The sequence below is a fragment of the Oceanobacillus sp. J11TS1 genome (assembly GCF_018333215.1).
Lineage (GTDB): Bacteria > Bacillota > Bacilli > Bacillales > Amphibacillaceae > Oceanobacillus.
The window spans coordinates 375,762-401,142 of sequence record NZ_BORO01000001.1 but is presented as its reverse complement, the minus strand read 5'-3'; the positions used below and the strand labels follow the sequence as shown (position 1 = coordinate 401,142).

The window sequence follows — 25,381 nt, the reverse complement described above, 5'->3', positions numbered from 1 at the left end:
ACCTCTTTCTCATTTTGCTATAATCCATTCAATATTTGTTTGATCTTCTTCTTGCGTTATAGAAACATCACATTGTGTTTCTATATTTTTAATCTTTATTGTTTCAAAAATCGCGTCTTTTATGTTCATACGAAGAGCCCAATGTCCTGCTTTTTCCTCAATATGGAGGAAGAGTTCGTATACTTGCAAATCTTCCGTTTCCTCTAATAAAAAAGCTAATAACCTCTTACTAGTTGAAAGAAGTTTTTGATCATCAATGGAATTTGAGGATAACTCCATTAAATCAACGCGATAAGTTAATGTAAAAGATGGGTATACATCTTGAAACTGTAAAATCCAAATCAAAAATTTATCGGCATTTAACCGCATTAATTTTCGTTCTTCCTCATAAAAAGCAAGCACATTTTCTAAACTTTCCTTTGCTTTATCTGCTTTTCCCATACTCAAATAACCGGAAACAATTTGTAATCGGTTCATTAAATCATGACGATAATTTTGTATCAAACGAATTATTTCCTTTTCGCCCATAAATTCACCTCATTAAAATTGAGTATAGCAGAAAACCCTAGAAATCAAAAGACACAAAAAGGTATACTTTCTATACGATAATGCATTTTTGGTTAAAAATAAAACAAGGCTGCCGAGAGATTATCTCGACAGCCTAGATCGTTGAAGTAAGAAAGTATACAATTGAACATGACGTAATTCTTATTCGTGAAAAGCCATGTCCAGCCCTAAGCGCCGAACTTTAGAGCAAATCAGGCGCTTTTTCGCTTTTTAGCCTCTCTATTCAACTAAATAACATCCAAGAATTAAGCTTCTTTGGCTACAGGATAAACACTAACTTTTTTGCGGTTTCTACCGAAGCGTTCAAATTTCACAACACCATCGATTTTAGCGAAAAGTGTGTCATCCCCACCGCGACCAACGTTCTCACCTGGATAAATTTTTGTACCACGTTGACGATAAAGGATTGAACCACCAGTTACAAACTGTCCATCAGCACGTTTAGAACCAAGTCGTTTTGATTCTGAATCACGACCGTTTTTAGAACTACCTACACCTTTTTTAGCTGAGAAAAACTGTAAATCAAGACGTAACATGAAAATGCACCTCCTTATAAAAATTTCAGTTGAACATGCTCGCCATAACTCTCTTCAATGGTTTGTAAAGAGACTATCATTCCCTGAACTAACCATTGAACCTTATCGAGTTTTTCCGAGTTTATATTCGTTGGAAGCTTCACAGCAAGATAACCGCCGTCGGCTCCCTGATCGATATTAAGGTCTGTCTCACATAGCTTCATAATTGCATTCACAGCACCAAATGTTACAGCCGAAACGCCTGCACAGACAAGATCATATCCATAAGGACCGCTCTCTGCATGTCCAGTAAGCTCAAATGCTGTAACCTGATTATCTGATTGAAAAACAGTTATTTGAATCATTATGAACCACAGAGCCCTTATAAGCTAATTTTGTCGATAACAAGCTTCGTATATGGCTGACGATGACCTTGTGTACGATGATAGTTCTTTTTAGGTTTGAACTTCGTAACAGTGATTTTCTTTTGACGGCCATGTTTTTCAACCTTAGCTGTTACAGATGCGCCATCAACATATGGAGCACCAACCTTCACATCGTCACCACCGACGAATAGGACTTTTTCAAAAGTTACTGTGTCATTAACTTCACCAGCAACCTTCTCTACATAGATTTCTTGTCCTTCAGTTACTTTAACTTGTTTACCACCAGTTTCAATAATTGCGTACATTTATATGCACCTCCTCATTAAACTCAGACTCGCCATTCAGGTACTGCGCTTGGCAGTTTTAACACCTGTTCTGCGCGGTTGTAGCACGGGTGCGCTACTTAGAATAACAGATAAATCTTATCATTTTATAGACACCCTTGTCAACCTTTTTCACAAATCCGATTGTTATTAATGCTACAGAGCAACAGACAATAAAAAGTGGTAATTCCATTTTCATTGTTCATATAAAGAGCTTGTTCATCATATACATACTTGTACAATGAATAAAAAGGATTGTGAGATGTATGGATAAAAACGTAAAGAAAATTCGTAAATCAATTGAAATGCGTCAAAAAGCAAAAGGATTAAATAAAGCAAAGCCGAATAAAGAAGACTATTTACAAAGTAATGTATTACCCGATATGGAAGAATCTCATGGTTTTTATCCTTCCATTTCTACTGGCCATACAAATTCAGCAACTCCTAAAAACCATTCTCGTATCACTAATATCGCTGTCAAAGCAATGTTATCTGTTTCTCTATTTTTAGGAACAGCATTTGTTACCGAGGTGGATAAGCCTTTTATGGATCAACCAAAAGAATGGGTCACAACCTCCTTAACAAATCAATTTCCTTTTGCAAAAGTGAATGCATGGTACTCAGAAGCATTTGGAAACCCATTATCTTTCAGGCCCAGTACCGTTACTACTGAAGAGGTTACCTCTGACACAGCCTATCTTCCGGTCAACGGGACTATCGAAGAACATTTTCATGAAAATGGCCAAGGCATCTATATAGAAGCTGAAGGAGGAGAAAATGTTGCTGCTATTCAAGAAGGAATCGTCGTATTCGCCGGGAATGATCGCAATACTGATAAAACGGTAAAAATCCAACATGCAGATGGTTCTACCTCCCAGTATGGATTTTTGGATTCTATTGATGTTCATCTATATCAATATATTTCGAATGGGCAGGTGCTTGGAACCTTGGAATCAGGAGGTAATCATCAATCCGTGTTTTTTGCGATAGAGCACGAAAACCAATATATTGATCCTGAGCAGGTGATTCTGGTTGATCAACAGCCTTAAACATACAATACAGCTTATTCATTTCCACCCCATTCTATTAATATTTATATTGATATCTTTTTTGACAGGTTCTTTTACAGAACTCGTAATTATTTTTAGCATTGTCCTTCTTCACGAGCTAGGACACTATATTGCAGCAGCATCTTTTAAATGGCGAGTCTCAGCTATTGTCCTTTGGATATTCGGAGGCGTTATGAAAACAGATGAACATGGTAGCCGACCTATACGTGAGGAAGCAATCGTTATATTAGCCGGACCATCTGTACAAGTTCTCATTTTTGGTTTACTTTATGGAGCATCTTCCTTTGGAATGGTTCCAGACTATTATTATGAGCTAATTCTTTATTATAACGCAATTATTCTCCTATTTAACTTACTGCCTATTTGGCCTTTGGACGGCGGGAAGTTGGTTTTTTTACTACTCACTTCCGTCTTGTCTTTTAAGAAAGCATATTATATAACAATTATTGCTTCTTTAACAATATGTGCAGGGATCATTTTAATACAGCTTCTCTTCCTCCCTTTTACTTTAAGCAGCTTTCTAATTTGGCTTTTTTTAATACATGAAAATTGGCAGGAGTGGAAGTATCGTTTTTATGTATTTATGCGATTTCTATTAAAGAGATATGAAGGTGGAAATTTTGTGAGCGCCATCCAGCCGATTTATGCGTCACCGCAGGATAGCTTCTTAGAGGTATTAGCCCGCTTTCACCGTGAGAAAAAGCATACCATCTATATTGAGTATCCTAACAAAGAACGCATTTCTGTAGAAGATAATGAATGCTTAGCATTTTATTTTAATGAAAAACCCTATCGCAAAACAATTGGCGAGGCTTTTACAGGCTATTAAATGGTTACGTCCGAATACGAAAAAAAGCAGGGATACTATTTATGCAGGCAACTGATAATGGGACGTATTTTCTAAGCAGGAGCGGCAGGTTTTTGGCCGCCCCTGTTTATTTTTAAACTACAAAAAACACCCGAAAAAAGCTTCGATCTTTCGGATGTTTTATAAGATTATAACTATTATATTTTAAAGAATTCTTTTACTTTCTGCATAAAACCTTTTTCATCTTCTAATGATTGAAGCGGAACTGTTTCTCCTAAAATTCTTCTTGCTATATTACGATAGCTAATAGATGCTTTGAAATTTGGGTTTAACGCAATTGGTTCTCCTTTATTAGAAGCTTTGATCATTTCTTCATCATCAGCTACAATACCGATTAAATCAATTGCTAAAAGTTGAACAATATCATCCACGTCGAGCATATCCCCGTTTTTCATCATATGATTACGAATTCGGTTAATAACTAATCTAGGCGGTTCATCCATATCCGTTTTCTCGAGAAGCCCAATAATTCGGTCGGCATCACGTACACTGGAATTTTCAGGTGTAGTTACAACAATCGCTCTGTCAGCTCCGGCAATTGCATTTTGAAAACCTTGCTCTATACCGGCAGGACAATCTATAACGATATAATCGTATTCTTGTTTTAGTTCCGTAACAATTTCTTTCATACCATCCGTTGTTACAGAAGATTTATCACTCGTTTGTGCAGCAGGTAATAGTGAAAGGTAATCAAAACGTTTATCTTTAATTAAGGCTTGCTGCAACTTACAACGGCCATGAATAACATCAACAATATCATAAATAATTCGATTTTCGAGTCCCATAATTACATCTAAGTTGCGTAGACCAATATCCGTATCAATTAAACATACTTTCTTGTCCATCAAAGCTAGAGACGTTCCAATATTTGCAGATGTTGTTGTTTTACCAACCCCACCTTTCCCGGATGTAATAACAATTGCTTCACCCATTATTCATTCTCCTCTCAAATGCGCTAATCACCTTTCTCTGTTTAGAAAGTATTTTTATCGAATCAATGACAATCTTATTCTGAACAGGATCGATGATTCCGCATTCCATATATACTCCATCAGCTTCATAATCAGGTGCCCGGCTAATATACTCTGCAATTCGAAGCTGAGCTGGTTTCATATAAGAAGCAGCTATAAAGGCTTCATAATCACCTTCTGTGCCAGCATGCGCAATTCCTAGTAAATTCCCCATAATATAGATATTCCCGCTAGCCCTCACTCTACCGCCAGGATTCACATCCCCAATTAAAAGCAAATCACCTTTTGTTTCCAGGACTTGACCAGATCTGACAATCTGATTAACTACTTTTAATTGACTTTGGTCCAGCCAAGTTTTTGCATCACTTATCGGTATAACATCCGATTCCATTGCTTCAATTTGAAAACGATTCTTCTCTTCAATGATTTCTTTTAATTGACTTCGCTGTTCTTCCGATAAATAACGATTACCAAGTTTTACTTTAACAGAAACAACAGGCTCTTCTTTATTTGGGCTACTAGCGTCTAGCTTTTTAATCAAATCTTTTATAATTTCTTCAAAGGAAGAGTTTTCATCAATGAATATAATTAAACCATCTCTTGTTCCTTTAATCGTGATGGTCGGTTTGGTTTCTTGCACGATAAATTCACCTCTTTTTTCTACAGTCAACTTATGAACATGATGCTGACTGGGAAGAGTCTGTCGCTCTTTCAAAAATATACGACTTGATCGATTTATTTAAAACGATTTGGTTACATTAATTCTGTACCCCATTTTCGCATTGGTTTTATTATGAAAGGATAGATTACTATCAAGAATAAAAGATTCATTAAAACCGTAGGTATTAATCGATTCAATAGATATGTTTCTATCGGCATATCCACTAGTCCAATAACAACGAAAATAGTATAAATACTAAGCTCAGCTATGGCTATTCCAAAAGCTGATAGCAGTAATAACACATAAAAGTTTCCCTGCAGCAATTTCTTCAAGCCTCGAACAATGTAAATAACAAGTGCGTAAGAGAACATATACACCCCTAGAACGCCAGTATATACGACATCAAAGAGCAGACCAAAAATGAGCGCATATAAAACAGCATAATATGTGTCATTACGATCATAAAAGATAGCAATATAAATCAGGATGACAAACAGCCAATGGGGAACAATCATATATGCCCCCATTAATAACTGATGGGGGAGAAGCTCTAAAGCTACCCCTTCTAAAACCATAACAATAAAGAGAATTAAAGGGAATATTATACGTCTAGTCAAGACTCGTCATCCCCTTCTTCTTCACCTTCTGGCTGTTCCATCGAACGGTTGACAACAATCACATTTCGAATATCAAATAAATCTGCGGCTGGTTCAACCATGGCAATTCTTGTTAAACCATATTGATCTGCAACCACTTCTTTTACTTCACCGATTGTAATGCCTTCTGGAAATTCTCCGCCTAATTCTGAAGAATACACTGTGTCTCCTTCTTTTATATCTTCATCAGATTCTTCAATAATACGGAACAGCAGCATCTCCGTTTCATCGTCAAATCCTTCTATCATTCCGAAAATATCGCTCTTATCTTTACGTAAAACGGTTGCCGAGACTCGGTTAAATTCATCAAAACCGGTCAATAATTGCACTGTTGACGTACCACGAGAAGTATGAAGGATTTTTCCAATCATTCCTTCCGCCGTTCGTACAACCATATTCTCCTGTACACCATCATTCGTTCCACGATTAATGGTTACCTGGTCCACCCATTGTTCTGGGGAACGAGCAATAACACTTGCATAGATTGGTTCATAATCGCGCGCCGTGTTTGTCATATCAATGATAGAACGTAACTCTTCGTTTTCCTCTTCTATTTTTTGCAAGTCATAGACTAGACTCTTCTGTTGGGACAATTGTTCTCTTAAAACCTGATTTTCTTCATATGTGGTTTTAAATTCACTAATATTTGACGTAACATCCGTTACAAATGTAACTGGAGCTTGAACAACATTCTGGACCCAGCCCACTGCATCACTTACAACTTTCTCTGCAAAATTTAAATGTCCTCGACTATTTAAGGAATAGCCTATTAGTACAACTAATAGAATAAATCCAATGAGGATAACAAATAACTTCTTACTCCGAAAAAAATTCATACTAACACCTACTTATTAATTTAACGCGCGTGAAGACACACTTGGAGCGGTACGAAACTGATCAATATAATTAAGCGATTTGCCCGTACCGATCGCTACACTTTCTAGTGGTTCATCTGTAACAAATACTGGGATTTTTGTTTCTTCACTGATTACTTTATCAAGATTTTTTAAAAGTGCTCCACCACCAGATAAAACAATACCCCGATCCATAATATCAGCTGATAATTCTGGAGGAGTAGTTTCCAATGTTGATTTTACAGCATTGACAATTGCGTCAATATTATCATCCAATGCTCTAGAAATTTCTTCAGATGTAACTGTAATTGTTTTTGGCAATCCAGTCAACAAATCGCGCCCGCGGAGATCCATTTCTTCTCCAACAATATATTCTTTTGCTGCTGCTATATCCATTTTAATCGATTCAGCTGATCTTTCACCAATCATTAGGTTATATTTTTTTCTTATGTAAGAAATAATCGCCTCATCCATATCGTCTCCTGCGATGCGAATGGAATTACTTGTTACAATTCCTCCTAGTGAAATAACTGCAATTTCAGTCGTTCCCCCACCAATATCGACAATCATACTTCCTGTCGGTTCCCATACAGGCAATCCTGCTCCAATTGCTGCGGCAAAAGGCTCTGCAATTGGATATGCTTCTTTTGCACCGGCTTGTTTTGTTGCATCAATGACTGCACGCTCTTCAACCATAGTAATTCCTGATGGAACACAAACCATTACATTTGGTTTCCTGGCAAAGAGAGAGCGATTTTTCATCGCTTTTTTCATATAGTAATTCATCATAATAGATGTTGTATCGTAGTCTGCAATTACACCATCTTTCATTGGGCGAATAACAGAAATATTTCCGGGTGTACGTCCAATCATCATTCTGGCATCACTTCCGACAGCCTCTACAGCACCTGTTTCTAAATTTTTTGCTACAACGGATGGTTCTCGAACAATAACTCCCTTGCCTTTTACATAAACCAATGTATTTGCCGTTCCTAAATCAATTCCTAAATCCTGTGAAAAATTAAATATTCCCATAAGTATCATCCTCTCTCATGCTCGCATCAATAAATATATTTCAGCTTTCCATTTTATATTATACCTTGTTGATAGTCTCCTTTTATCACTTAAACACTGTTTTTACAATCTTAAGAAGCGCCACTTTTATATTTCTCCTAAAAAATGGCGCTGAAAATCAATTCCATATACAATTATACGAAAATTTTTCTAAAATAGATAGTGTTTATAAGTATCCTTTTTGTTTTAATGATACAAAACGTTCATTCCCGATAACAAGATGATCAAGAACCTCTATACCAATTATTTTCCCGGATTCAATCAAACGCTTAGTAACAAGGATATCTTCTTGTGATGGTGTCGGGTCTCCTGAAGGATGATTGTGGCATACGATTACGGAAGCAGCAGAGCGTTTGACTGCCTCCCGAAAAAGTTCACGAGGGTGTACAATTGAAGCATTCAAAGAACCGATAAAGAGGGTTTGTCGGTGAATGATTTGATTTTTTGTATTTAAAAAAAGGGCTACAAAATGCTCTTGTGCTAAATTGCGCATCTCTTCCATCACATAATTAGCCCCGTCCTCTGGAGAACGTATTATATAAGCATCCAATGGCTTATAAGTGCTAATCCTTTTCCCCAGCTCAATCGCAGCCAGTATGATTAGGCTCTTCGCTATTCCTATCCCTCTAATCGCTGTTAATTCTTCTACTGTAGCGTCTCTTAATAATTTAATGCCTTCAAAATGCATAAGAATACGATCAGCGAGAACTTGAACAGGATCATCTTTGGAGCCACTACCAATTAATATAGATAGTATTTCTTGATTACTCAGCTTATCTGCCCCGTTTTTTAATAAACGCTCTCTTGGTCTGTCTTCGGTTGGTAAATCTCGAATAAAGATTGGTTTCCCCATGGTATCCCGCCTTTCTTTTACTTATATCATAGCTACACCAATCTTTTTCTACAACTCGGTATTTACTCATTTTAAAGATAATTATTTATGTAAAATCATTTTTTTGCAAGAAGAAATTGAAACTTTATCTACATATTTTTCAAATAAAAATAGATTTTCATATAATTAGAATTAAAACGAGCCCCATTTTTTACAAACCACCCATAACAACGCCCCGGAGGCGACTCCGTTAGCTCTAACCTCCGGGATTATTACTTTGTAAGGGATTCCTTCCTTATAATTGGTCATATACCTTCATCCAGTTCAACAATTGATAAGGAGAGGCCTCTCCCTTCATTTCTGTTAAACTAGTTACTAATATATCTATTGTATCTGCTTTCTCTGGGGCCTTATCCACCAAAGCAGTAATCTCCTCATCTGTAACCGATTGATGTAGATCAACTTGTTGCAGTTGTTCATTAAAAAAAGTTTGAAAATCAATTATCCAATCCCTCTCTGCGTCACTCATCTCGATTTCCTTCGCTTCGGTACGCCATTCCTTTACATAAAGGTCTATCTGATTACTAGAAAGAGATGCAGCGAGCGATTTTGCAACTTCTTCATTTGGACCAACACCTGCCATCAAAAAAAGTTGCCCGTCCTTTTCGATTAATGTCGATGGGATATTCAAACGATTGAGGTTTGTAATCATTTCATCAGCATTCGCTTGTTCCGAAAATATTCCAGCCTGAAGAATATACATTTCTAATGAATCCAAAGAACCCAGCACTGTTTCAGAGCCTTTATTCCCTTCTTCCTTTTGTACAGCCGGAGTTGTCCCTTGCAATGGAGTCTCTGCATTTGTAGGTGTATCAACGTGAACAAACATCCGAAAAAGAAAGAACCCTATCATAGACCCAACAAGAATGGCGGCTATCATACTAAACAAAACTGCTTTCCAAGCTTTATTTATTTTTTTCATAGACGGGCCTTTATTTGAACTTTTGACAGCTGATAGCTCCGTATAATAGTTTGGTTCTTCCTGTTCTTTTTCAACTGTCGCTGCGGATTCCCTGCCTATTGCATCTTCTTTGGAGGATGTGTTGACTTTATATGTCCATGTTCCTTTCGTGTTTTTTATAATGTGAGGTTTATGTTTTGTCATTCATTCCGCCCTCCAATACTAGCGTTTTTTTAACTCTAGCATATCTCTTTTAAAAAGTAAGGCGAAATCTGACACTTCTATCTGAAATCGTTCTACAATTTTTTCTATAAGTGCGTATTCAATAAGTTCGATAGATAGAACCAAATCGGCTAACTGACCATGCCATTTTACGGGACTCTTTGAAACATCCTCTAGCTTTATAAACTTTCTACCTATTCTCTTTCTACAATGACTTTACAAAAGAGCGCACTAAATCAATAAAATGAAGGGATCCCGTAACCAAAATCGGAGTTGTTGCGTCTTTTATCTGGTCTTCTATCCATGTCTGCCAGCTATGAACCTGTATACCTTTCCCTTTCCACGGATAATCTGTTAATGCTGTTGCTCGTGGATGATCAAAAGATGTTATATACAAATTTGAGAAAGCATCACCTAGTAACCTTTGCATTTCTTTGATATCTTTATCTTTAAAAGCCGCAAACAAAACATGTACATTTCCCTTGGGATAGATTGCTTTCACTGTCTCAATAAATACCTTTATTCCCGCTTCATTATGCGCCCCGTCTACCATAATAAATGGATTATCATGAATTTTTTCCATTCTTCCTGGGATTGTTACTTTCTGCATTGCTTCAATAGCAAGCTGCATATCTATATGACCATATCTATTTTTTAATACTTTCAACGCTTGAATAGCTACAGAGGCATTATGATGTTGGTGTGAACCCGGCGTTTTCAACCTCACCCGATAACGCGAAGCTAAATTTTTCCATTCAAATTCATCAATCTGTGTATCTGAAAAAGAAAAGTCCATTCCAAATCGATATAAAACAGCCCGCTTCTTATTTGCTTCATTAATAATAGGTATGATTCCTTCTCCCTCTACACCCGTGATGATAGGTGTAAAAGGTTTAATAATCCCAGCTTTATGTTCCGCTATTTCCTCCAGTGTATCCCCTAAAAAAGCTGTATGGTCTTTGGATATCGTGGTTATAATCGATAAAATGGGTTGGATGACATTCGTTGTATCTTCCCTACCGCCCATCCCAGCTTCGATAATAGCAATATCGACATTTCTGGAAAAATATAGAAATGCCAACGCAGTTATAATTTCAAAATGACTTGGCGCTTTCCCTGCATTATCCATCTGTTGAATAATGGGATAGATTTCATGAAATAGTTCCGCGAAAGCATCCTCCGAAATTGGCTCTCCATTTATTAGAATAAAACCTGTTAAACCATGTAGACTCGGTGACGTAAACATTCCTACACGATTGCGATTCGCTTTTAATGCAGATTGAATAAAAGTTCCTGTAGATCCTTTCCCATTCGTTCCGGCAATATGAATCGATGCAAACTTTTTTTCCGGATGATCTAAAGCTGCCAGCAATGTCTCTATTCGTTTCAGCCCTGGCTGTACACCAAGTTGTTGACGCTTGTCGAAAAAATCATTTATGTTTGGAAACATCTTTCTTTCCCCCTTCATCTATTCATCGTATACTAATTATCACGGCATGGTTGCCCGTATTACCCTCTAATACATATGGAAAAAAGGGGGGAAACGGGCTCTTCATCTCCTGATTGGTTCAACTACGATTTAACGGGAAAGAGCGCCCGCTAAATCTAGTTCCACCTTATAGCAGAAAGGATGTTCTATTTTGAATTATAATGGTTGGATTATCATTAATGGAAGTATTGCGACAGACAAGTTTCTAGACTATGCAGCTATGGTTCAAGAAGCCGCTGCAAAGCAAGATATTAAAACGATTTGTTTAAAGAATGACGATGTATTAACTTTATTATGCCCGAAAAATGGATACGTGTCATCTATACGAAATAACGGAAATATATTGCCAGATTTCGCGTTTTTTATCGACAAAGATATCTACTTGGCAAGACAATTGGAACAACTAGGAGTTCGTGTGTTTAACTCTTCTAAAGCAATTGAGATTAGCGACGATAAAATATATACCTACCAAATACTTGCAAAACATCAACTCCCAATCCCGAAAACAATAATAGCTCCTAAAAAATATAATGCAGGAAGTTTTTCTTCCTTGTATATACAGAAAGTAATTGATAATTTAGGATTTCCGTTGATTATTAAAGAAGCCTTTGGATCATTTGGTGAACAGGTCCATTTAATCAATAATAAAGATGAATTAACAACCATCATCTCTCATATGCAACAACGCCCTTTTCTATTTCAGGCATATATTGAGGAGAGCAAGGGACGTGATATCCGTGTTCAAGTGGTTGGTGATAAGGCAATTACAGCTGTTGAACGTCAAAATAGCCAGGATTTCCGAGCGAATGTAACCAACGGGGGTAGGATGTTGCCTTTTTCCCTTCAAGATGAACTAAAAGAACTGGCAGTAGCAGCTACACAAGCTATTGGAGCTGATTTTGCCGGGGTTGATTTATTATTCGGCCAAGATAACACCATGTTGATTTGTGAAATAAATGCCAATGCGCATATTCGAAATCTATACGAATGTACAGGCATTAATGCTGCTGACCACATGATAACGTATATAAAAAAGGAGCTTTTACAATGAATGGCTGGTTAATATATACAAAGGCTGATTCAATTAGAAATAAGAGTTATATTGATTGGTTCATTGATGAAGCAAATAAGCAATCCATTGATTTAACTTTACGAATACTAGAAGATATTTCTATTGGTATTCAAAAAAATAAACAGGTTATCTATTATGCCGGAAAAGAAATATACGCTGATTTTGCAGTCGTTCGCACAATGGATCCCATACTTAGTAAACAGCTTGAGCAAATGGGGATCACTGTATTTAATGCTGCCATTATCTCTGAAACATTTAATCATAAAGCTCAGGCATATCTCGCTATGCACCAATTAGGAATAAACGTACCAGAAACCTATTTCTTTCCAGGGAACATAGCACCTTCCTCGCCACCGCTAGATTTTCCTTTTATCTCTAAAGCAGCTCGTGGCAAAGGAGGAAGTCAAGTTACAATGCTTCATAATTTGAAAGAATGGGAGGATTATAAACAAACTTGCGTGGAAGACTATCTATTACAGTCTCCTAAAAATATTCAACCAGGAAAAGATTTACGTGTATTTGTTGTTGGCAAGAAAATCATTGCGGCTGTTTTGCGATCGAACGCAAATGATTTTCGTGCGAATTATTCGCTTGGAGGAACACCATCGCTGTATCCCTTAAATAAAGCGGAAAAATTAACCGTTCAAAAAATCATTGACGCTTATGATTTCGGGCTTGTAGGTATCGATTTTATGTTCACGATGGATGGAGAATTAATATTTAATGAGATTGAAGATGTTGTCGGCTCGCGCACTTTAAGCTTTGTTAGTGACATTAATATTTTAAAAGCGTATGTAAGTTATATAAAAGAAAAAATGGCATAAAGAAAACTTGGCAATCTTGCGCCTTTAAAGCTGCAGGATTGCCAAGTTGCGTTTTTACTTCACTTAAATTCTTTATATTTTTTATTTATTTCTTTAATTCCTCTAAACGCGCTTTTACTTTGGCCTGTTTATCCAAATAGTCTTTTTCCTTCTGCTTTTCTTCTGCTACAACAGCTTCTGGTGCTTTACTTACAAAGCCTTGATTCGAAAGTTTCTTTTGTACTCTTTCTACTTCCTTGTTCCATTTTGTAAGTTCGCTTTCTAAGCGCGCAATCTCTTTATCAAAATCAATTAAACCTTCTAGTGGAAGGAAGATTTCTGCGCCAGTTACAACAGAAGTCATCGCTTTATCGGGAGCTTCTATATTAACTGCAATTTGTAATGAGGCAGGGTTACAGAAACGCTCCAAATATTCCCTGTTTTTCTCTAATTCTTGAACGAGAACTTCATTTTCTACAGAGATAAGCATATCGATTTGCTTCGACATTGGTGTATCCACTTCAGCACGGCTGTTACGAACCGATTTGATAATAGCAACCAAGCGCTGCATCTCTGATACTGCTTCTTTATCTTCAAAGTCCGGATTAACTTTTGGCCATTCACTAACCGTAATAGATGGCCCAACGTGCGGAAGCTGCTGCCAAATTTCCTCCGTGATAAATGGCATAAATGGATGCAGCATACGCATTGTCTGATCTAAAACATGCGCTAAAACAGAACGTGTCGTCTTTTTCTTCGCTTCATCTTCGCCATATAGCGTCAGTTTTGCCATTTCGATATACCAGTCACATAGTTCATCCCAAATAAAGTTATAGAGATGTCTGCCTGCTTCTCCAAATTCATATTTATCAGCATTTCTTGTAACATGGTCAATGGTTGCATTCAATCGGGCTAATATCCATCTGTCAGCAACAGAAAGATTACCGCTCAGGTCAATATCCTCATATTTGAAGCCTTCCATATTCATTAATGAGAAACGTGATGCATTCCATACCTTATTGGCAAAATTCCAAGTGGATTCGATTTTTTCCCAATGGAATCGCAAATCCTGACCAGGGGTTGAACCAGTCATTAAGAAATAACGCAGGGAATCGGCACCGTATTTATCGATTACATCCATTGGGTCTACGCCATTGCCTAAGGATTTACTCATTTTTCTTCCTTCTGCGTCCCGGATTAAACCGTGTAACAGCGTATCTTCGAACGGACGTTCTCCCATAAATTCTTTGGATTGGAAAATCATTCGGGATACCCAGAAGAAAATAATGTCATACCCTGTAACTAACACATTTGTAGGAAAATAGCGTTTCAAGTCTGCTGATTCTTCATTTGGCCAGCCCATTGTAGAAAATGGCCATAGTGCAGAAGAGAACCAAGTATCTAATACATCCTCATCCTGCTCCCAATTTTCACTGTCTTCAGGTGCTTCCTTACCTACATAGATTTCTCCCGTTTCTTTATGATACCATGCTGGAATACGATGTCCCCACCATAATTGCCTAGAAATACACCAATCGCGAATGTTATCCATCCAGTTGAAATATGTTTTTTCAAATCGGTCCGGAACAAAATTCACTTTCTCTTCATCAGAATCCTGCATTTTTAAAGCTTCTTCTGCCAGCGGCTCCATTTTTACAAACCATTGTGTAGATAAGTATGGCTCAACAACTGCTCCGCTTCTCTCAGAATGCCCAACTTGATGCGGACGTTCCTCAATTTCAAACAGTACATTTAAGTCTTGCAGATCCTTGACAATTTGCTTGCGACACTCAAAACGGTCTAGTCCTTGATACTTACCAGCGTTTTCGTTCATTGTACCATCTTCATTCATGACAAGCACACGCTCTAAATCATGACGATTCCCAATTTCAAAGTCATTTGGATCATGAGCTGGAGTAATTTTAACCGCTCCAGATCCAAGTTCCATATCTACATAGTCATCAGCAACAATCTGTATCTCTCTTCCTACAATCGGTAAAATAACAGTTTTACCAATTAAATGCTGATAGCGTTCGTCTTTCGGATGAACTGCAACAGCAGTATCCCCAAGCATTGTTTCTGGACGTGTTGTCGCAATCTCAATGGTTTCATCACTATCCTTAATCGGATAACGCATATGATAAAACTTCCCTGGGATTTCCTCATAAATAACTTCAATATCAGAAAGTGCTGTTTTTGTGGAAGGATCCCAGTTAATAATATATTCCCCGCGATAAATGAGTCCTTTTTCGTAAAGCCGTACAAACACTTCGCGGACTGCTTCGGATAATCCATCATCTAACGTAAAACGCTCACGAGAATAATCTAAACCGAGTCCAAGTTTCTCCCACTGCGAGCGAATAAAGCTTGCATATTCCTCTTTCCACTCCCATGCTTTGTCAAGAAACTTCTCACGTCCCAATTCATAGCGATTCGTTCCCATTTCTTTTAATTTTGCTTCTACTTTTGCTTGTGTAGCAATTCCCGCATGGTCCATTCCAGGAAGCCATAATACATCATAGCCTTGCATCCGCTTCATACGTGTAATGGTATCTTGCATCGTTGTATCCCAAGCATGCCCCAAATGCAAACGGCCTGTTACGTTTGGCGGCGGAATAACGATGGAATAAGGCTCCTTCTCTGGATCATCTTTTGCTTCAAAAAATTTTCCTTCTAACCAAAATTGATATCTGCCAGCTTCAACATCTTGCGGATTATATTTTGGGGGAAGCTGATTTTGTTTTTCTGTCATTTTCTATAAACCTCCTTAAATCATTCAAAACTTATTCCGCGGAAAACTAAAAAAACCTTTCCATCCTTATAAATAAAGGACGAAAAGGTTATTTCCGTGGTACCACCTTTGTTTGCTTATGAACATAACCTCATGCAGCATTAGCTGAAGAGATTTAAAAAGCACACTCAAGGTCATTGATATCGGTTGACAACCGGAATCTCCTACAATTTTCATTTCAGAGACTCTACATCAGAGACGACTTCAAGAATAACTTTCTCAGGAAATTTTCACCACAAGATTTCCCTCTCTAAGAGCGTTTATTCTCTACTACTTCTCATCAACGTATTTCCATGTTTTCTTAGTAGTATTTATTTTATCTTTTCCTCTGCATAACGTCAACTAAATTTTGATTTATTTGTTGAAATTAGGCAACTTCCTATACAGTATTAAAGTAAAACGCTTCTCGGATTGGATAATACCGTTTTCTTTTTCTCATCAGGAAACGATGAACGCAACGTAAAAAGTGTATCTATATTATTGACACACTTTTTATGACTTTATACATAACATAATATATCAAATTCGAAAAGCCTAACTTTATTTGATTTTTTAGGAGGGAAAAATATGTCTCGATTATATCGATACCGGCTTCCACCTTGGGCTAGAAAATGTATTTTTGTTGCTGAAACTGTTGCTACACCGATTATGATTTTCCAGCTGATTCGCACGCTTTTAATCCCCACAACGCTTGATATCTTGGTTCTTGGTATACTGATTGGATTGGTTGTTGCTTTTTATATGGAATGGATTTAGTCTGGCTGATTCTCCTTCGACTCATAGTTTTCTTGTACGAAGTCAACCCAATTCATAGCAAATTGTAAACGCCGAAATTGCTGCTGAAGCTGTTTTATCTGATGTATCATCGATTTTTTTGTACGATGTTCCGTATAATTTTCTAATACGTTTAAATAAGGCGATGGATTTAGTAAATAAACAGAAACAAGGTGTATCTCTCTTACAGTTAAATAATTTGTCTTCCGATAAACATCAAATGCTTGTTGGATGGTTTTTTCAGGTTGGTTATAATAACCAGTTAACGAACGAAAATAATGTGATAAATCTCGGGCTGGATGTTCATATCCTCCTGATTCCCAATTAATTAAATATCCGCCCTTACAATGCGTATCATCGACTTGTTGATGACATAAACTTGTTGACCATGGAAACTCAGTCTCTTCCTCTCCATAAATTTGGTCGAGTTTTTCTTGTAATAATTCTATAGCATGACAAACGCCTTTATAATGCGTACAATAAAGAAGTTCGAATGGTGACATGTATTTTCTGCTTTCATAATCCGTAACGCGTTTATGGAGCTGATCTATAGACTGCTTACAAAAATCCGAAAATCCTTGAAATGACTTTTTGAAAACATCCGGTTTGATGCGGCTGCTCTGCTTTGTTTTCTTATGAATTTGCGCAAGCGTCTGCAAGGTTCTCTCTATATTATACGTAGGATCGGTCATTACTGGCGCATCAATCCAAGGAGTTAAATAGTAATAAAAATGCTCTTCCTTATGAAACAACGAATTATCCCTAGTCAAATAAACCGGTAAAACCTCCGTCACGTTTTTTTCACGAGCAATATGGTAGACATGCTGCCAATTCTCAATCGTTTGTTCTGTTAAAAAACTGCGCTTTAATGCGTATTCTTGCATACCATCAAATACCTTGACAACGCGCTCTGTTTGTCTCTCGATACTCACTGGAAAGATATGATACGCTTCAAGAACTTTTTTCCATATATCCATTACATGTCACCTCACATTCGAAAAAATTATAATCCTCAGCCTTTTAGATATTTTTGCTACATCGAAATCTACTTTGCTTAAATTTTATAATCACCTAAGTAAAATACAGAAATTTGATTATGTAATCCTCCCACACAAATAATCGCTTCTTTTATTTGTGTAGGATTTTTTATTTTATTATTTTACAGGGATATAGAGCAGCTGCCCTTCATTCACTTCAGAATCCGCTTCTAACTGATTATGTTTAATTAGTTGCAGCGCACTGACTGCAAAGCGTTCGGCTATTGTATCAATCGTATCGTTCTCCTGTACAATACATAACCGCATCTTCACATATTGATCCTGCTCTGCTTCCCGGAAAATTTCGGATAATATGGATACATTTTCAGATTGTTCTTTCTCTTGGTCTGAATCTTCCTCCAGCAATTCTTCTTTCTCCATTTCTTCCTTCTCCATCGCTATTTCCTCTTCCCTAGGCGTATCTGGAAAGGCTGTATCCACTATATAATCAATTACCTCTGATTCGTCGTCAACGTCCCAGCTTAGTTCGTCATCTTCTATTTCTTCCGTTTGTTCAACTTTCTTCTCCTTTTTCTTTACCTCTTCACACTCCTCCACGTCCGTTTCTTTCTTCTCCGTTTCCTCGGATTTGGATAGAGACTGAAAATATTCAGATAAAGACTGTGATTTAATTTTCCAGCGATCTGGATCCTCTTCAAATACCTCTTTATCTTTATCTTGCTCTATATCTTGCTCTTGCTCTATATCTTCCTCTTCCTTCTCTTTCTCCTCATTGCGTGTTAACACCTCTTCTGGATGTTCGATTTCAAATGAGAAAATGTCTCCCACCTGTTCTTGATTTGCTTCTGCTGTCTCTAGATTCTCTTGCTCTTCAACAGGTCGAAACGCTTCATCCTGTAAAATTCCTTTAATTTCTACCGTGGCGGTAATTCTCAAACTATCCGGTCCCAGTAAATCATAATCAAACGACTCGATTTGAACAGTTACATCCTCTAAATTCTTTACTCGATGTGGAGGGACTGATATATCTACAGGAAATTTATGTGTAAATACATAGAGTCCATTGACCTCTCGAATACTTTCTACATAACGCTTTGCTTGAATTTGATCAAAATCCACGATTTCTTCCTCTTCTTCATCGACGTTTACTCTCTGGTATTCTCCTAGGAGTTCGATTGCCCCGTTAATAGAAATATAGTTATCTAATGATTGAATCGTTATTTCGGGTTCAATCGAGATACCCCTGATTTCTTCTACTTCCTGTCCTTTTTCGAAAAACAGCGATTCTTCGAGTTCAAAAATTAATGAATTAGAATCTACTGACAAATGTATTCCTCCTCTCGCAAACAGTCCAGATGCGAATCATTCGTTATCATTTATATGATTTAGCCAGTGGGAATATGCTAAGGAGGATAAATTGCTTGTAGGGCTGTATTCTTGAAATAGGTTTATAAAAGTCCATCGTGCTTACAATATTTGGATACAACAAAAAAAGCTTGTAATTCGTAACATGATAGCTGTTAGAGATTACAAGCTTTTGTTTTAAATGAACCTTTTAGACTACAAAATTATTTTTTAAACTTAGAAAAAGCTGTATGAATTGCTTCAATCGTCTTATCAATATCCTCATCCGTATGTGCAGTGGATAAGAATAATCCTTCAAATTGAGATGGTGGCAAGAATACGCCCTCTTCAATCATACCGCGATAATATTGCGCAAAATAGTCTAAATTAGAAGATTGAGCTGTTTCAAAGTCAACCACTTCTTGATCCGTAAAGAATACGCCTACCATAGAACCGGCACGATTAATATGAAGCGGAATATCATATTTATCTGCAGCTTGGCGGAATCCATCTGCGAGTCGGTCAACTTTTTTATTAATTTCCTCATAAGAAGCCTCTGTCAAAGCAGATAAGGACTCATAACCAGCTGTCATTGCTAATGGGTTACCAGATAATGTTCCAGCTTGGTAAATCGGTCCGGTCGGTGCAACTTGTTCCATAATTTCTCGTTTTCCGCCATAAGCTCCAACAGGAAGCCCGCCACCGATTACTTTACCTAGACAAGTTAAATCAGGAGTTACATAAAAATGACCTTGTGCACTATGATAACCTACACGAAATCCTGTCATAACCTCGTCAAAAATAAGCAACGACCCATTTTCTTCTGTAATTTCGCGTACAGCTTGTAAGAAACCGTCTTTTGGCGGAACTACGCCCATATTTCCACATACAGGTTCCATAATAACAGCTGCTATTTTGTCACCATAATGTTCAAAAGCAAGTTTTAGGCTATCCATATCGTTGTATGGCACTGTAATCGTATTTTTTGCAATATTTTCTGGCACTCCAGGGCTGTCTGGAAGACCTAGTGTTGCTACACCGGAACCAGCTTTAATCAGCAAGGAATCTCCATGTCCGTGATAGCTTCCTTCAAATTTAATAATTAAGTCTCTGTTTGTATAGCCTCTAGCCAGACGGATAGCGCTCATGGTTGCTTCGGTACCTGAATTCACCATTCTAACCATCTCAATAGACGGAACACGTTCGATAACAAGCTTTGCCAGCTTATTCTCCAACAAAGAAGGTGCCCCAAAGCTTGTCCCTTTCTCAACAACGTCTTTTAAGCTGCTTGTCACACGCTCATCTGCATGCCCTAAAATTAGTGGGCCCCAGCTTAACACATAATCAATGTACGTATTCCCATCAATATCGGTAATTTTAGAGCCTTTTCCTTTTTCCATAAAAATCGGATCTAACCCTACAGATTTAAATGCACGAACGGGCGAATTTACACCGCCAGGCATTAAATCAACGGCTTCTTTATAAGCATCTACTGACTTTGTATTTATCATGTGTATCCTCCTAATTAATTTGTGTGTGAAATTTTTAGTAAGTGATTTTTATTCCTCTTCTTTCAACCATTTTGCCATATCTTTTGCAAAATAGGTAATAATTAGGTCGGCGCCTGCGCGTTTCATAGAGAGCAATGTTTCTGTAACCACTTGTTTCTCATCAATCCAACCATTTAAAGCAGCTGCTTTAATCATGGAATATTCCCCACTTACATTATAGGCAACGACAGGAACATTAAAATTGTCTCTTACTTCTCTCATAATATCCAAATAAGATAGGCTCGGTTTTACAATTAAGAAATCTGCGCCTTCTTTGATATCAGAGCTTGCTTCGCGTATTGCCTCTAAACGGTTGGCCGGGTTCATCTGATATGTCTTCCGGTCGCCAAATTGAGGTGCACCGTCTGCTGCATCACGGAAAGGACCATAATAAGCGGATGCATATTTTACTGCATAAGACATAATCGGAATATGGTGAAAGCCAGCTTCGTCTAAAGCATGACGGATTACGGTAACAAAACCGTCCATCATATTGGAGGGAGCAATAATATCTGCACCTGCTTGAGCTTGCGAAACTGCTGTTTTAGCTAACAGCTCTAAAGAAGCGTCATTCGCAACATCATTATTTTCAATGACACCGCAGTGACCATGTGAAGTGTATTCACATAAACAAGTATCTGCAACAACAAGCATTTCTGGATACTTATTTTTAATCATTCTTGTTGCTTCTTGAATGATTCCATGATCGTGAAAAGCGCCAGAACCAATTTCATCTTTTTCTTTCACTACGCCAAATAGAATAAGGGAACGTATGCCTAACTGGTATGCTTCTTCCACTTCTTCTAATAAGTTATCAAATGACAGCTGGTAAACTCCTGGCATGGAAGAAACCTCATTTTTCACGTTTTCTCCTTCAATAACAAATATCGGATAAATAAAGTCTGTTGCCCGTAAGTGTGTTTCTTGTACAAGTGCACGCATCGAAACGGATGAACGCAAACGTCTATGTCTGTCAAATGTATATTCACTCATGATTAATCTTCCTTTCATTACTTATCTTCTCTATTAAAGTTACCATCGCATCTGTCGTATAGGGAGACGATGTGTATAAATTAGGAATTCCTAATTCTTTTGCCTTTTCTTCGGTTGTTTTGCCAATACAAATATAAGTTGCTGTGTCCGGTATATATTCCGCTAACAAAACAAAGGCTTCTACCGTTGATGGACTTGTAAACGTTATATATTCCACTGATGAGAGTACCTGATCCAGCTTCTGTTTCGATTCCTTACAGTATGTTGTCTCATATACTTCCAAAATTTCATAGGGTATTTGTTCTTCTCGTAATTTTTCTGGAAGCGTCGGTCGTGATAAATTACCTCGAATTAAGAGTACTGGCTTATCTAATTTATAGAAAGATAAAAACTCTTCCGCCATTGTAGACGCATCAAATGTTGCCGGAACAAAAGAAGCGGTATGGCCATACGAATGCAATACCTCCTCTGTTTTCTTCCCGACAATTCCTATCTTTAATGCTTTCGGAAGTTCTATATGCTGTTTTCTGAGCAACTGAAAAAAACCATGTACACCATTTGCACTTGTGATAAATACCCAACCAAAATCGGATAGCTGCTCCAATATCGTATTATTTTCAAGGGTCTTTATAAAATTGATTTCAATCATTGGGACAATAACCGGAATTCCACCTACATTTGTGACCTTTTCAGCCATCTCAGCAGCTTTTGTCTCTTCTCTAGTAATTAATATGCGCTCCCCATGAAGCGACTTTCCCATGATTATTCCATCTCCTCTTTGACTTGCTCTACAATCTCTTTGGCCCCCTGCTTAATTAATGTCTCTGCAGCTTCTTTACCAACTTGCTCGGGGTCATTTCCTCGGACAACTTCTTTTAGAATCGTTTTACCGTCTGGCGTAGCTACTAATGCGGTTAATACAATTTCTTCTCCGTCTAAATAAGCATAGCCGCCAATAGGAACTTGACAGCCTCCTTCCAAGAGGTGTAAGAAAGTACGTTCAGCAGAAACTGTTTTTTCTGTATATTCGTCATGAATTTTTTGGACAATTTCTTTTAGCTCCGTATCATCTGCACGGCTTTCAATCGCAAGAGCACCCTGCCCTACAGCTGGCACACAGATTTCCGGATCGAGATATTCTGTAATCAAATCCTCACTTAAACCAACACGTTTTAAACCAGATACAGCTAAAATAATTGCATCGTAATCCTCTTCATTTAATTTTCGGATACGCGTTTCCACATTACCTCGAATCCATTTAATCTCTAAATCCGGTCTGGCAGCAAGAATCTGCGCTCCCCTGCGTAAGCTGCTCGTTCCAACGATAGACCCTTCTTTTAGATTTGCTAATTTCACGTTATCTTTTGCAATATAAGCATCACGGTGGTCTTCCCTGACAGGAATTGTAGAAATTTCTAATCCTTCTGGAAGGGCAGAGGGCATATCTTTCATGCTATGGACAGCAAAATCAATCTCTTTTTCAAACATAGCCTTTTCTATTTCTTTTACAAAAAGACCTTTCCCTCCAACTTTTGATAACGTTACATCAAGAATTTGATCTCCTTTTGTAACAATTTTTTTAATCTCAAATTCATTTTTAACACCAGCTTTTTTTAGCTGATCAATAACCCATTTCGTTTGTGTAATTGCCAAATTACTTTTTCTAGAACCAACAATTATTTTTCTCACGATGTTTCCTCCTTGATTCTTTCCCTCTTTAATTTCCTTAACAAGTCTTAAAGGCGGTTTGCCCTAGTTACTTTATACTTCACTTCATCAAGTCTTCATTATTTTTAAGGTGCAATAAAAAGCAACCAGAAAGTGAATAGGTTACCTTCTGGTTGGTTTTAAATGATGCAGGATGACCAATTCCAGCCTAATTAAGCAGTCGTTACGCGTTTAACGGCTTTAAAAGAGGCAATTTCCTCTTGAGTGATTTTGGTTAATGTATCGTTTTTTTTCATTTGTTTCTCAAGTTCCTCTTTTACTTCATCTTCAATTCCAAAAATATCTATAAATAATTGCAAGTACTCTTTCGCTTGTTCTGTACCGGCCAATTCTTTCGCTTGCGTAATTGGGTCTTTAAGCAACTGATTGATAATACTTTTTGTATGCTTGTTAAGTACTTTTTTCTCACGAGCTGTTAAGTTTGGAATTTTTCGTTCGATACTATTCATTGTCTCTGACTGAATAGACAATGCTTTTTGACGTAATGCGGATATAACAGGAATAACACCGAGCGTTTTCATCCATTCTTTAAAATGAACAATTTCTTCTTCCAGCAATAATTCAATTTGCTCTGCCGCTGCTTTTCTGGACTCTAAATTATCATCTACAATATGTTGAAGATGATCAATATCATATAATGAAACATTATCCACATCTGCAATTTCTGGCTCAATATCCCGAGGGACAGCAATATCAACTAAGAATAATGCTTTTTGTCCGCGTTCCTTTTGTACCTTCTCGATGTCTTCTTTGGATAAAATAATGGATTCTGATCCGGTAGAACTGATTAAAATATCTGCATCTGTTAAAACAGAGGAAAGTTCATCCATTGTCGCCGCGTTTGCATTAATGTTATCTGCCAAAAGCATTGCTTTTTCTTTTGTTCGATTAATTACAGTAATCTCTGCTACTCCGGCACCTTGTATGTTTTTCGCTGCCAGTTCGCCCATTTTTCCAGCACCTAAAATAGCAACATGTTTATCACGCAAGTCTCCGAATTTTTTCTTCGCTAATTCAACAGCTGCATAACTGATGGAAACGGCGTGTTCTCCTATACCTGTCTCATTATGCGTACGTTTACCGAATGTAATAGCTTGTTTAAATAGCTCGTTAAAAATAGTGCCTGTTGTATTAGCTTGCTGTGCTGTTAAAAATGCTTGTTTTATCTGGCCTAGAATTTGTGTTTCTCCAAGCACCATCGAATCAAGTCCAGTTACAACACGAAATAAATGTTCAATTGCACCATCGTTTTCTGTAATATGCAGATAGGTTGAAAATGATTCTTTTTCCGTACCAAACCAATCTGCCAAGAATTGTTTTATATAATATCTTCCTGTATGCAATTGGTCAACAACAGCATAAACTTCCGTCCGATTGCATGTTGAAACAATTACATTTTCAAGAATACTTTTCTGATCCTTTAATGTAACCATTGCTTGTGATAATAGTTCTTCATTAAACGTGAACTTTTCCCTAATTTCTACAGGGGTTGTTTTGTAATTAAAACCAACCTTTAAAATATGCACAGTACTACCCCCACTACGATAAAATGATTTATACTTTTTATTATTATTATCTAATAATCATTATAACATGTAATAAAATGCTTTTCGTGCTAAAATGTGAACAGAATCTGAAACAATTTTTATGTAGTATCCAAACTAAAAGCATAGAGTGCCCGTAAAAAAAACGAACTTTCTCTACCTTTAAAACAAGATTATGGTTTCAATTCAACGTTCTAAGTAAAAGGCGCTTCATACAACAATCTATTCCGACTGTAATGTAACATACCTAACTTTTTATAGCAAGGAACTCGTTTTAACGAGTCCCTACACCATAGGGATTTTAGGGTTATGCAATACAGTCACACCTAAAGAAA

Annotated in this window: 25 protein-coding genes and 2 other annotated features; of the genes, 5 read left to right on the top strand and 20 right to left on the bottom strand. The window is 37.3% G+C overall.

Going from position 1 to position 25,381, the window contains the following annotated elements:
• Positions 1–9: 9 nt before the first annotated feature.
• From KI343_RS01870 to rplU, 4 genes are all read right to left on the bottom strand, one after another.
• Positions 10–528, bottom strand: coding sequence for a Spo0B domain-containing protein (locus tag KI343_RS01870; protein WP_212924726.1), 519 nt, complete (start codon positions 526–528; stop codon positions 10–12).
• A gap of 284 nt (positions 529–812) precedes the next feature.
• Positions 813–1,103 (bottom strand): 50S ribosomal protein L27, encoded by a 291-nt coding sequence (rpmA, locus tag KI343_RS01865; RefSeq protein ID WP_212924725.1) that lies wholly within the window; start codon positions 1,101–1,103, stop codon positions 813–815.
• A gap of 14 nt (positions 1,104–1,117) precedes the next feature.
• Positions 1,118–1,447, bottom strand: a complete 330-nt coding sequence (locus tag KI343_RS01860; RefSeq protein ID WP_212924724.1) for a ribosomal-processing cysteine protease Prp — start codon at positions 1,445–1,447, stop codon at positions 1,118–1,120.
• 17 nt (positions 1,448–1,464) lie between these two features.
• Entirely contained in the window at positions 1,465–1,773 is a 309-nt protein-coding gene (gene rplU / locus KI343_RS01855; RefSeq protein WP_212924723.1) for a 50S ribosomal protein L21, read from the bottom strand.
• Between the two features lie 15 nt (positions 1,774–1,788).
• Positions 1,789–1,863: a sequence feature (ribosomal protein L21 leader region), on the bottom strand.
• Positions 1,864–2,057: 194 nt separating this feature from the next.
• On the opposite strand from rplU, the gene KI343_RS01850 reads away from it, so the two are divergent.
• Together KI343_RS01850 and KI343_RS01845 are read left to right on the top strand one after the other, a co-directional pair.
• Entirely contained in the window at positions 2,058–2,840 is a 783-nt protein-coding gene (locus KI343_RS01850; RefSeq protein WP_212924722.1) for a M23 family metallopeptidase, read from the top strand.
• Positions 2,824–3,690, top strand: a complete 867-nt coding sequence (locus KI343_RS01845; protein ID WP_306432531.1) for a M50 family metallopeptidase — start codon at positions 2,824–2,826, stop codon at positions 3,688–3,690. The genes KI343_RS01850 and KI343_RS01845 overlap by 17 nt, the downstream gene beginning before the upstream one ends.
• A gap of 176 nt (positions 3,691–3,866) precedes the next feature.
• Here KI343_RS01845 and minD read toward each other — a convergent pair whose 3' ends face one another.
• The 8 genes from minD to KI343_RS01805 form a co-directional block, all read right to left on the bottom strand.
• Positions 3,867–4,661, bottom strand: a complete 795-nt coding sequence (minD, locus tag KI343_RS01840) for a septum site-determining protein MinD (protein WP_212924721.1) — start codon at positions 4,659–4,661, stop codon at positions 3,867–3,869.
• Positions 4,654–5,340, bottom strand: coding sequence for a septum site-determining protein MinC (gene minC, locus KI343_RS01835; RefSeq protein WP_212924720.1), 687 nt, complete (start codon positions 5,338–5,340; stop codon positions 4,654–4,656). The genes minD and minC overlap by 8 nt, the downstream gene beginning before the upstream one ends.
• Positions 5,341–5,453: 113 nt before the next feature.
• Positions 5,454–5,978 carry a rod shape-determining protein MreD gene (mreD, locus tag KI343_RS01830; RefSeq protein ID WP_212924719.1) on the bottom strand — a complete coding sequence of 175 codons (525 nt, stop codon included), beginning with the start codon at positions 5,976–5,978 and terminating at the stop codon, positions 5,454–5,456.
• On the bottom strand, positions 5,975–6,853 hold the full coding sequence (gene mreC / locus KI343_RS01825) for a rod shape-determining protein MreC (RefSeq protein WP_212924718.1): 879 nt from the start codon (positions 6,851–6,853) through the stop codon (positions 5,975–5,977). The genes mreD and mreC overlap by 4 nt, the downstream gene beginning before the upstream one ends.
• Before the next feature lie 15 nt (positions 6,854–6,868).
• Positions 6,869–7,906, bottom strand: a complete 1,038-nt coding sequence (locus tag KI343_RS01820) for a rod shape-determining protein (protein WP_212924717.1) — start codon at positions 7,904–7,906, stop codon at positions 6,869–6,871.
• Positions 7,907–8,111: 205 nt separating this feature from the next.
• On the bottom strand, positions 8,112–8,798 hold the full coding sequence (gene radC, locus KI343_RS01815) for a RadC family protein (RefSeq protein ID WP_212924716.1): 687 nt from the start codon (positions 8,796–8,798) through the stop codon (positions 8,112–8,114).
• A 274-nt stretch (positions 8,799–9,072) separates the two neighbouring features.
• Positions 9,073–9,942, bottom strand: coding sequence for an SPOR domain-containing protein (locus tag KI343_RS01810; protein WP_212924715.1), 870 nt, complete (start codon positions 9,940–9,942; stop codon positions 9,073–9,075).
• Between the two features lie 223 nt (positions 9,943–10,165).
• Complete coding sequence (locus KI343_RS01805; protein ID WP_212924714.1) at positions 10,166–11,410, bottom strand: bifunctional folylpolyglutamate synthase/dihydrofolate synthase; 1,245 nt, start codon at positions 11,408–11,410, stop codon at positions 10,166–10,168.
• Positions 11,411–11,600: 190 nt separating this feature from the next.
• Here KI343_RS01805 and KI343_RS01800 point away from each other — a divergent pair, with 190 nt between their 5' ends.
• The gene (locus KI343_RS01800; protein ID WP_212924713.1) at positions 11,601–12,500 is read left to right on the top strand and encodes a RimK family alpha-L-glutamate ligase; all 900 of its coding nucleotides are present in this window, start codon (positions 11,601–11,603) and stop codon (positions 12,498–12,500) included.
• The gene (locus tag KI343_RS01795) at positions 12,497–13,345 is read left to right on the top strand and encodes an ATP-grasp domain-containing protein (RefSeq protein ID WP_212924712.1); all 849 of its coding nucleotides are present in this window, start codon (positions 12,497–12,499) and stop codon (positions 13,343–13,345) included. Before KI343_RS01800 ends, KI343_RS01795 begins: the two co-directional genes overlap by 4 nt.
• Positions 13,346–13,430: 85 nt before the next feature.
• On the opposite strand, the gene KI343_RS01790 is transcribed toward KI343_RS01795, so the two are convergent.
• Positions 13,431–16,076 (bottom strand): valine--tRNA ligase, encoded by a 2,646-nt coding sequence (locus KI343_RS01790; RefSeq protein ID WP_212924711.1) that lies wholly within the window; start codon positions 16,074–16,076, stop codon positions 13,431–13,433.
• A gap of 72 nt (positions 16,077–16,148) precedes the next feature.
• Positions 16,149–16,408: a binding site (T-box leader), on the bottom strand.
• A 274-nt stretch (positions 16,409–16,682) separates the two neighbouring features.
• Here KI343_RS01790 and KI343_RS01785 point away from each other — a divergent pair.
• Positions 16,683–16,871: a hypothetical protein gene (locus KI343_RS01785; protein ID WP_212924710.1), complete on the top strand. Its 189-nt coding sequence runs from the start codon at positions 16,683–16,685 to the stop codon at positions 16,869–16,871.
• On the opposite strand, the gene ysxE is transcribed toward KI343_RS01785, so the two are convergent.
• The 7 genes from ysxE to hemA all read right to left on the bottom strand — a co-directional run bounded on the left by ysxE (position 16,868) and on the right by hemA (position 25,028).
• Entirely contained in the window at positions 16,868–17,866 is a 999-nt protein-coding gene (gene ysxE / locus KI343_RS01780) for a spore coat protein YsxE (protein WP_212924709.1), read from the bottom strand. The two genes, KI343_RS01785 and ysxE, sit on opposite strands and share 4 nt — an antisense overlap.
• Positions 17,867–18,043: 177 nt before the next feature.
• Positions 18,044–19,213 (bottom strand): stage VI sporulation protein D, encoded by a 1,170-nt coding sequence (gene spoVID, locus KI343_RS01775; protein WP_212924708.1) that lies wholly within the window; start codon positions 19,211–19,213, stop codon positions 18,044–18,046.
• Between the two features lie 242 nt (positions 19,214–19,455).
• Entirely contained in the window at positions 19,456–20,742 is a 1,287-nt protein-coding gene (hemL, locus tag KI343_RS01770) for a glutamate-1-semialdehyde 2,1-aminomutase (RefSeq protein WP_212924707.1), read from the bottom strand.
• Positions 20,743–20,790: 48 nt separating this feature from the next.
• Positions 20,791–21,774, bottom strand: coding sequence for a porphobilinogen synthase (hemB, locus tag KI343_RS01765; RefSeq protein ID WP_212924706.1), 984 nt, complete (start codon positions 21,772–21,774; stop codon positions 20,791–20,793).
• Positions 21,767–22,534 carry a uroporphyrinogen-III synthase gene (locus tag KI343_RS01760; protein WP_212924705.1) on the bottom strand — a complete coding sequence of 256 codons (768 nt, stop codon included), beginning with the start codon at positions 22,532–22,534 and terminating at the stop codon, positions 21,767–21,769. Before KI343_RS01760 ends, hemB begins: the two co-directional genes overlap by 8 nt.
• Before the next feature lie 2 nt (positions 22,535–22,536).
• Positions 22,537–23,463 (bottom strand): hydroxymethylbilane synthase, encoded by a 927-nt coding sequence (gene hemC / locus KI343_RS01755; protein WP_212924704.1) that lies wholly within the window; start codon positions 23,461–23,463, stop codon positions 22,537–22,539.
• A 191-nt stretch (positions 23,464–23,654) separates the two neighbouring features.
• The gene (gene hemA / locus KI343_RS01750) at positions 23,655–25,028 is read right to left on the bottom strand and encodes a glutamyl-tRNA reductase (protein WP_212924703.1); all 1,374 of its coding nucleotides are present in this window, start codon (positions 25,026–25,028) and stop codon (positions 23,655–23,657) included.
• Positions 25,029–25,381: the final 353 nt, after the last annotated feature.

Bases quoted from the DNA above. Each gene is read 5' to 3' on its own strand.
- KI343_RS01760 (WP_212924705.1), bottom strand. From the start codon at position 22,534: ATGGGAAAGTCGCTTCATGGGGAGCGCATATTAATTACTAGAGAAGAG.
- KI343_RS01870 (WP_212924726.1), bottom strand. From the start codon at position 528: ATGGGCGAAAAGGAAATAATTCGTTTGATACAAAATTATCGTCATGAT.
- hemL (WP_212924707.1), bottom strand. From the start codon at position 20,742: ATGATAAATACAAAGTCAGTAGATGCTTATAAAGAAGCCGTTGATTTA.
- KI343_RS01810 (WP_212924715.1), bottom strand. From the start codon at position 9,942: ATGACAAAACATAAACCTCACATTATAAAAAACACGAAAGGAACATGG.
- mreC (WP_212924718.1), bottom strand. From the start codon at position 6,853: ATGAATTTTTTTCGGAGTAAGAAGTTATTTGTTATCCTCATTGGATTT.
- KI343_RS01850 (WP_212924722.1), top strand. From the start codon at position 2,058: ATGGATAAAAACGTAAAGAAAATTCGTAAATCAATTGAAATGCGTCAA.
- radC (WP_212924716.1), bottom strand. From the start codon at position 8,798: ATGGGGAAACCAATCTTTATTCGAGATTTACCAACCGAAGACAGACCA.
- KI343_RS01860 (WP_212924724.1), bottom strand. From the start codon at position 1,447: ATGATTCAAATAACTGTTTTTCAATCAGATAATCAGGTTACAGCATTT.
- KI343_RS01820 (WP_212924717.1), bottom strand. From the start codon at position 7,906: ATGGGAATATTTAATTTTTCACAGGATTTAGGAATTGATTTAGGAACG.
- KI343_RS01790 (WP_212924711.1), bottom strand. From the start codon at position 16,076: ATGACAGAAAAACAAAATCAGCTTCCCCCAAAATATAATCCGCAAGAT.
- rpmA (WP_212924725.1), bottom strand. From the start codon at position 1,103: ATGTTACGTCTTGATTTACAGTTTTTCTCAGCTAAAAAAGGTGTAGGT.
- minD (WP_212924721.1), bottom strand. From the start codon at position 4,661: ATGGGTGAAGCAATTGTTATTACATCCGGGAAAGGTGGGGTTGGTAAA.
- KI343_RS01785 (WP_212924710.1), top strand. From the start codon at position 16,683: ATGTCTCGATTATATCGATACCGGCTTCCACCTTGGGCTAGAAAATGT.
- hemB (WP_212924706.1), bottom strand. From the start codon at position 21,774: ATGAGTGAATATACATTTGACAGACATAGACGTTTGCGTTCATCCGTT.
- KI343_RS01805 (WP_212924714.1), bottom strand. From the start codon at position 11,410: ATGTTTCCAAACATAAATGATTTTTTCGACAAGCGTCAACAACTTGGT.
- rplU (WP_212924723.1), bottom strand. From the start codon at position 1,773: ATGTACGCAATTATTGAAACTGGTGGTAAACAAGTTAAAGTAACTGAA.
- KI343_RS01795 (WP_212924712.1), top strand. From the start codon at position 12,497: ATGAATGGCTGGTTAATATATACAAAGGCTGATTCAATTAGAAATAAG.
- ysxE (WP_212924709.1), bottom strand. From the start codon at position 17,866: ATGGATATATGGAAAAAAGTTCTTGAAGCGTATCATATCTTTCCAGTG.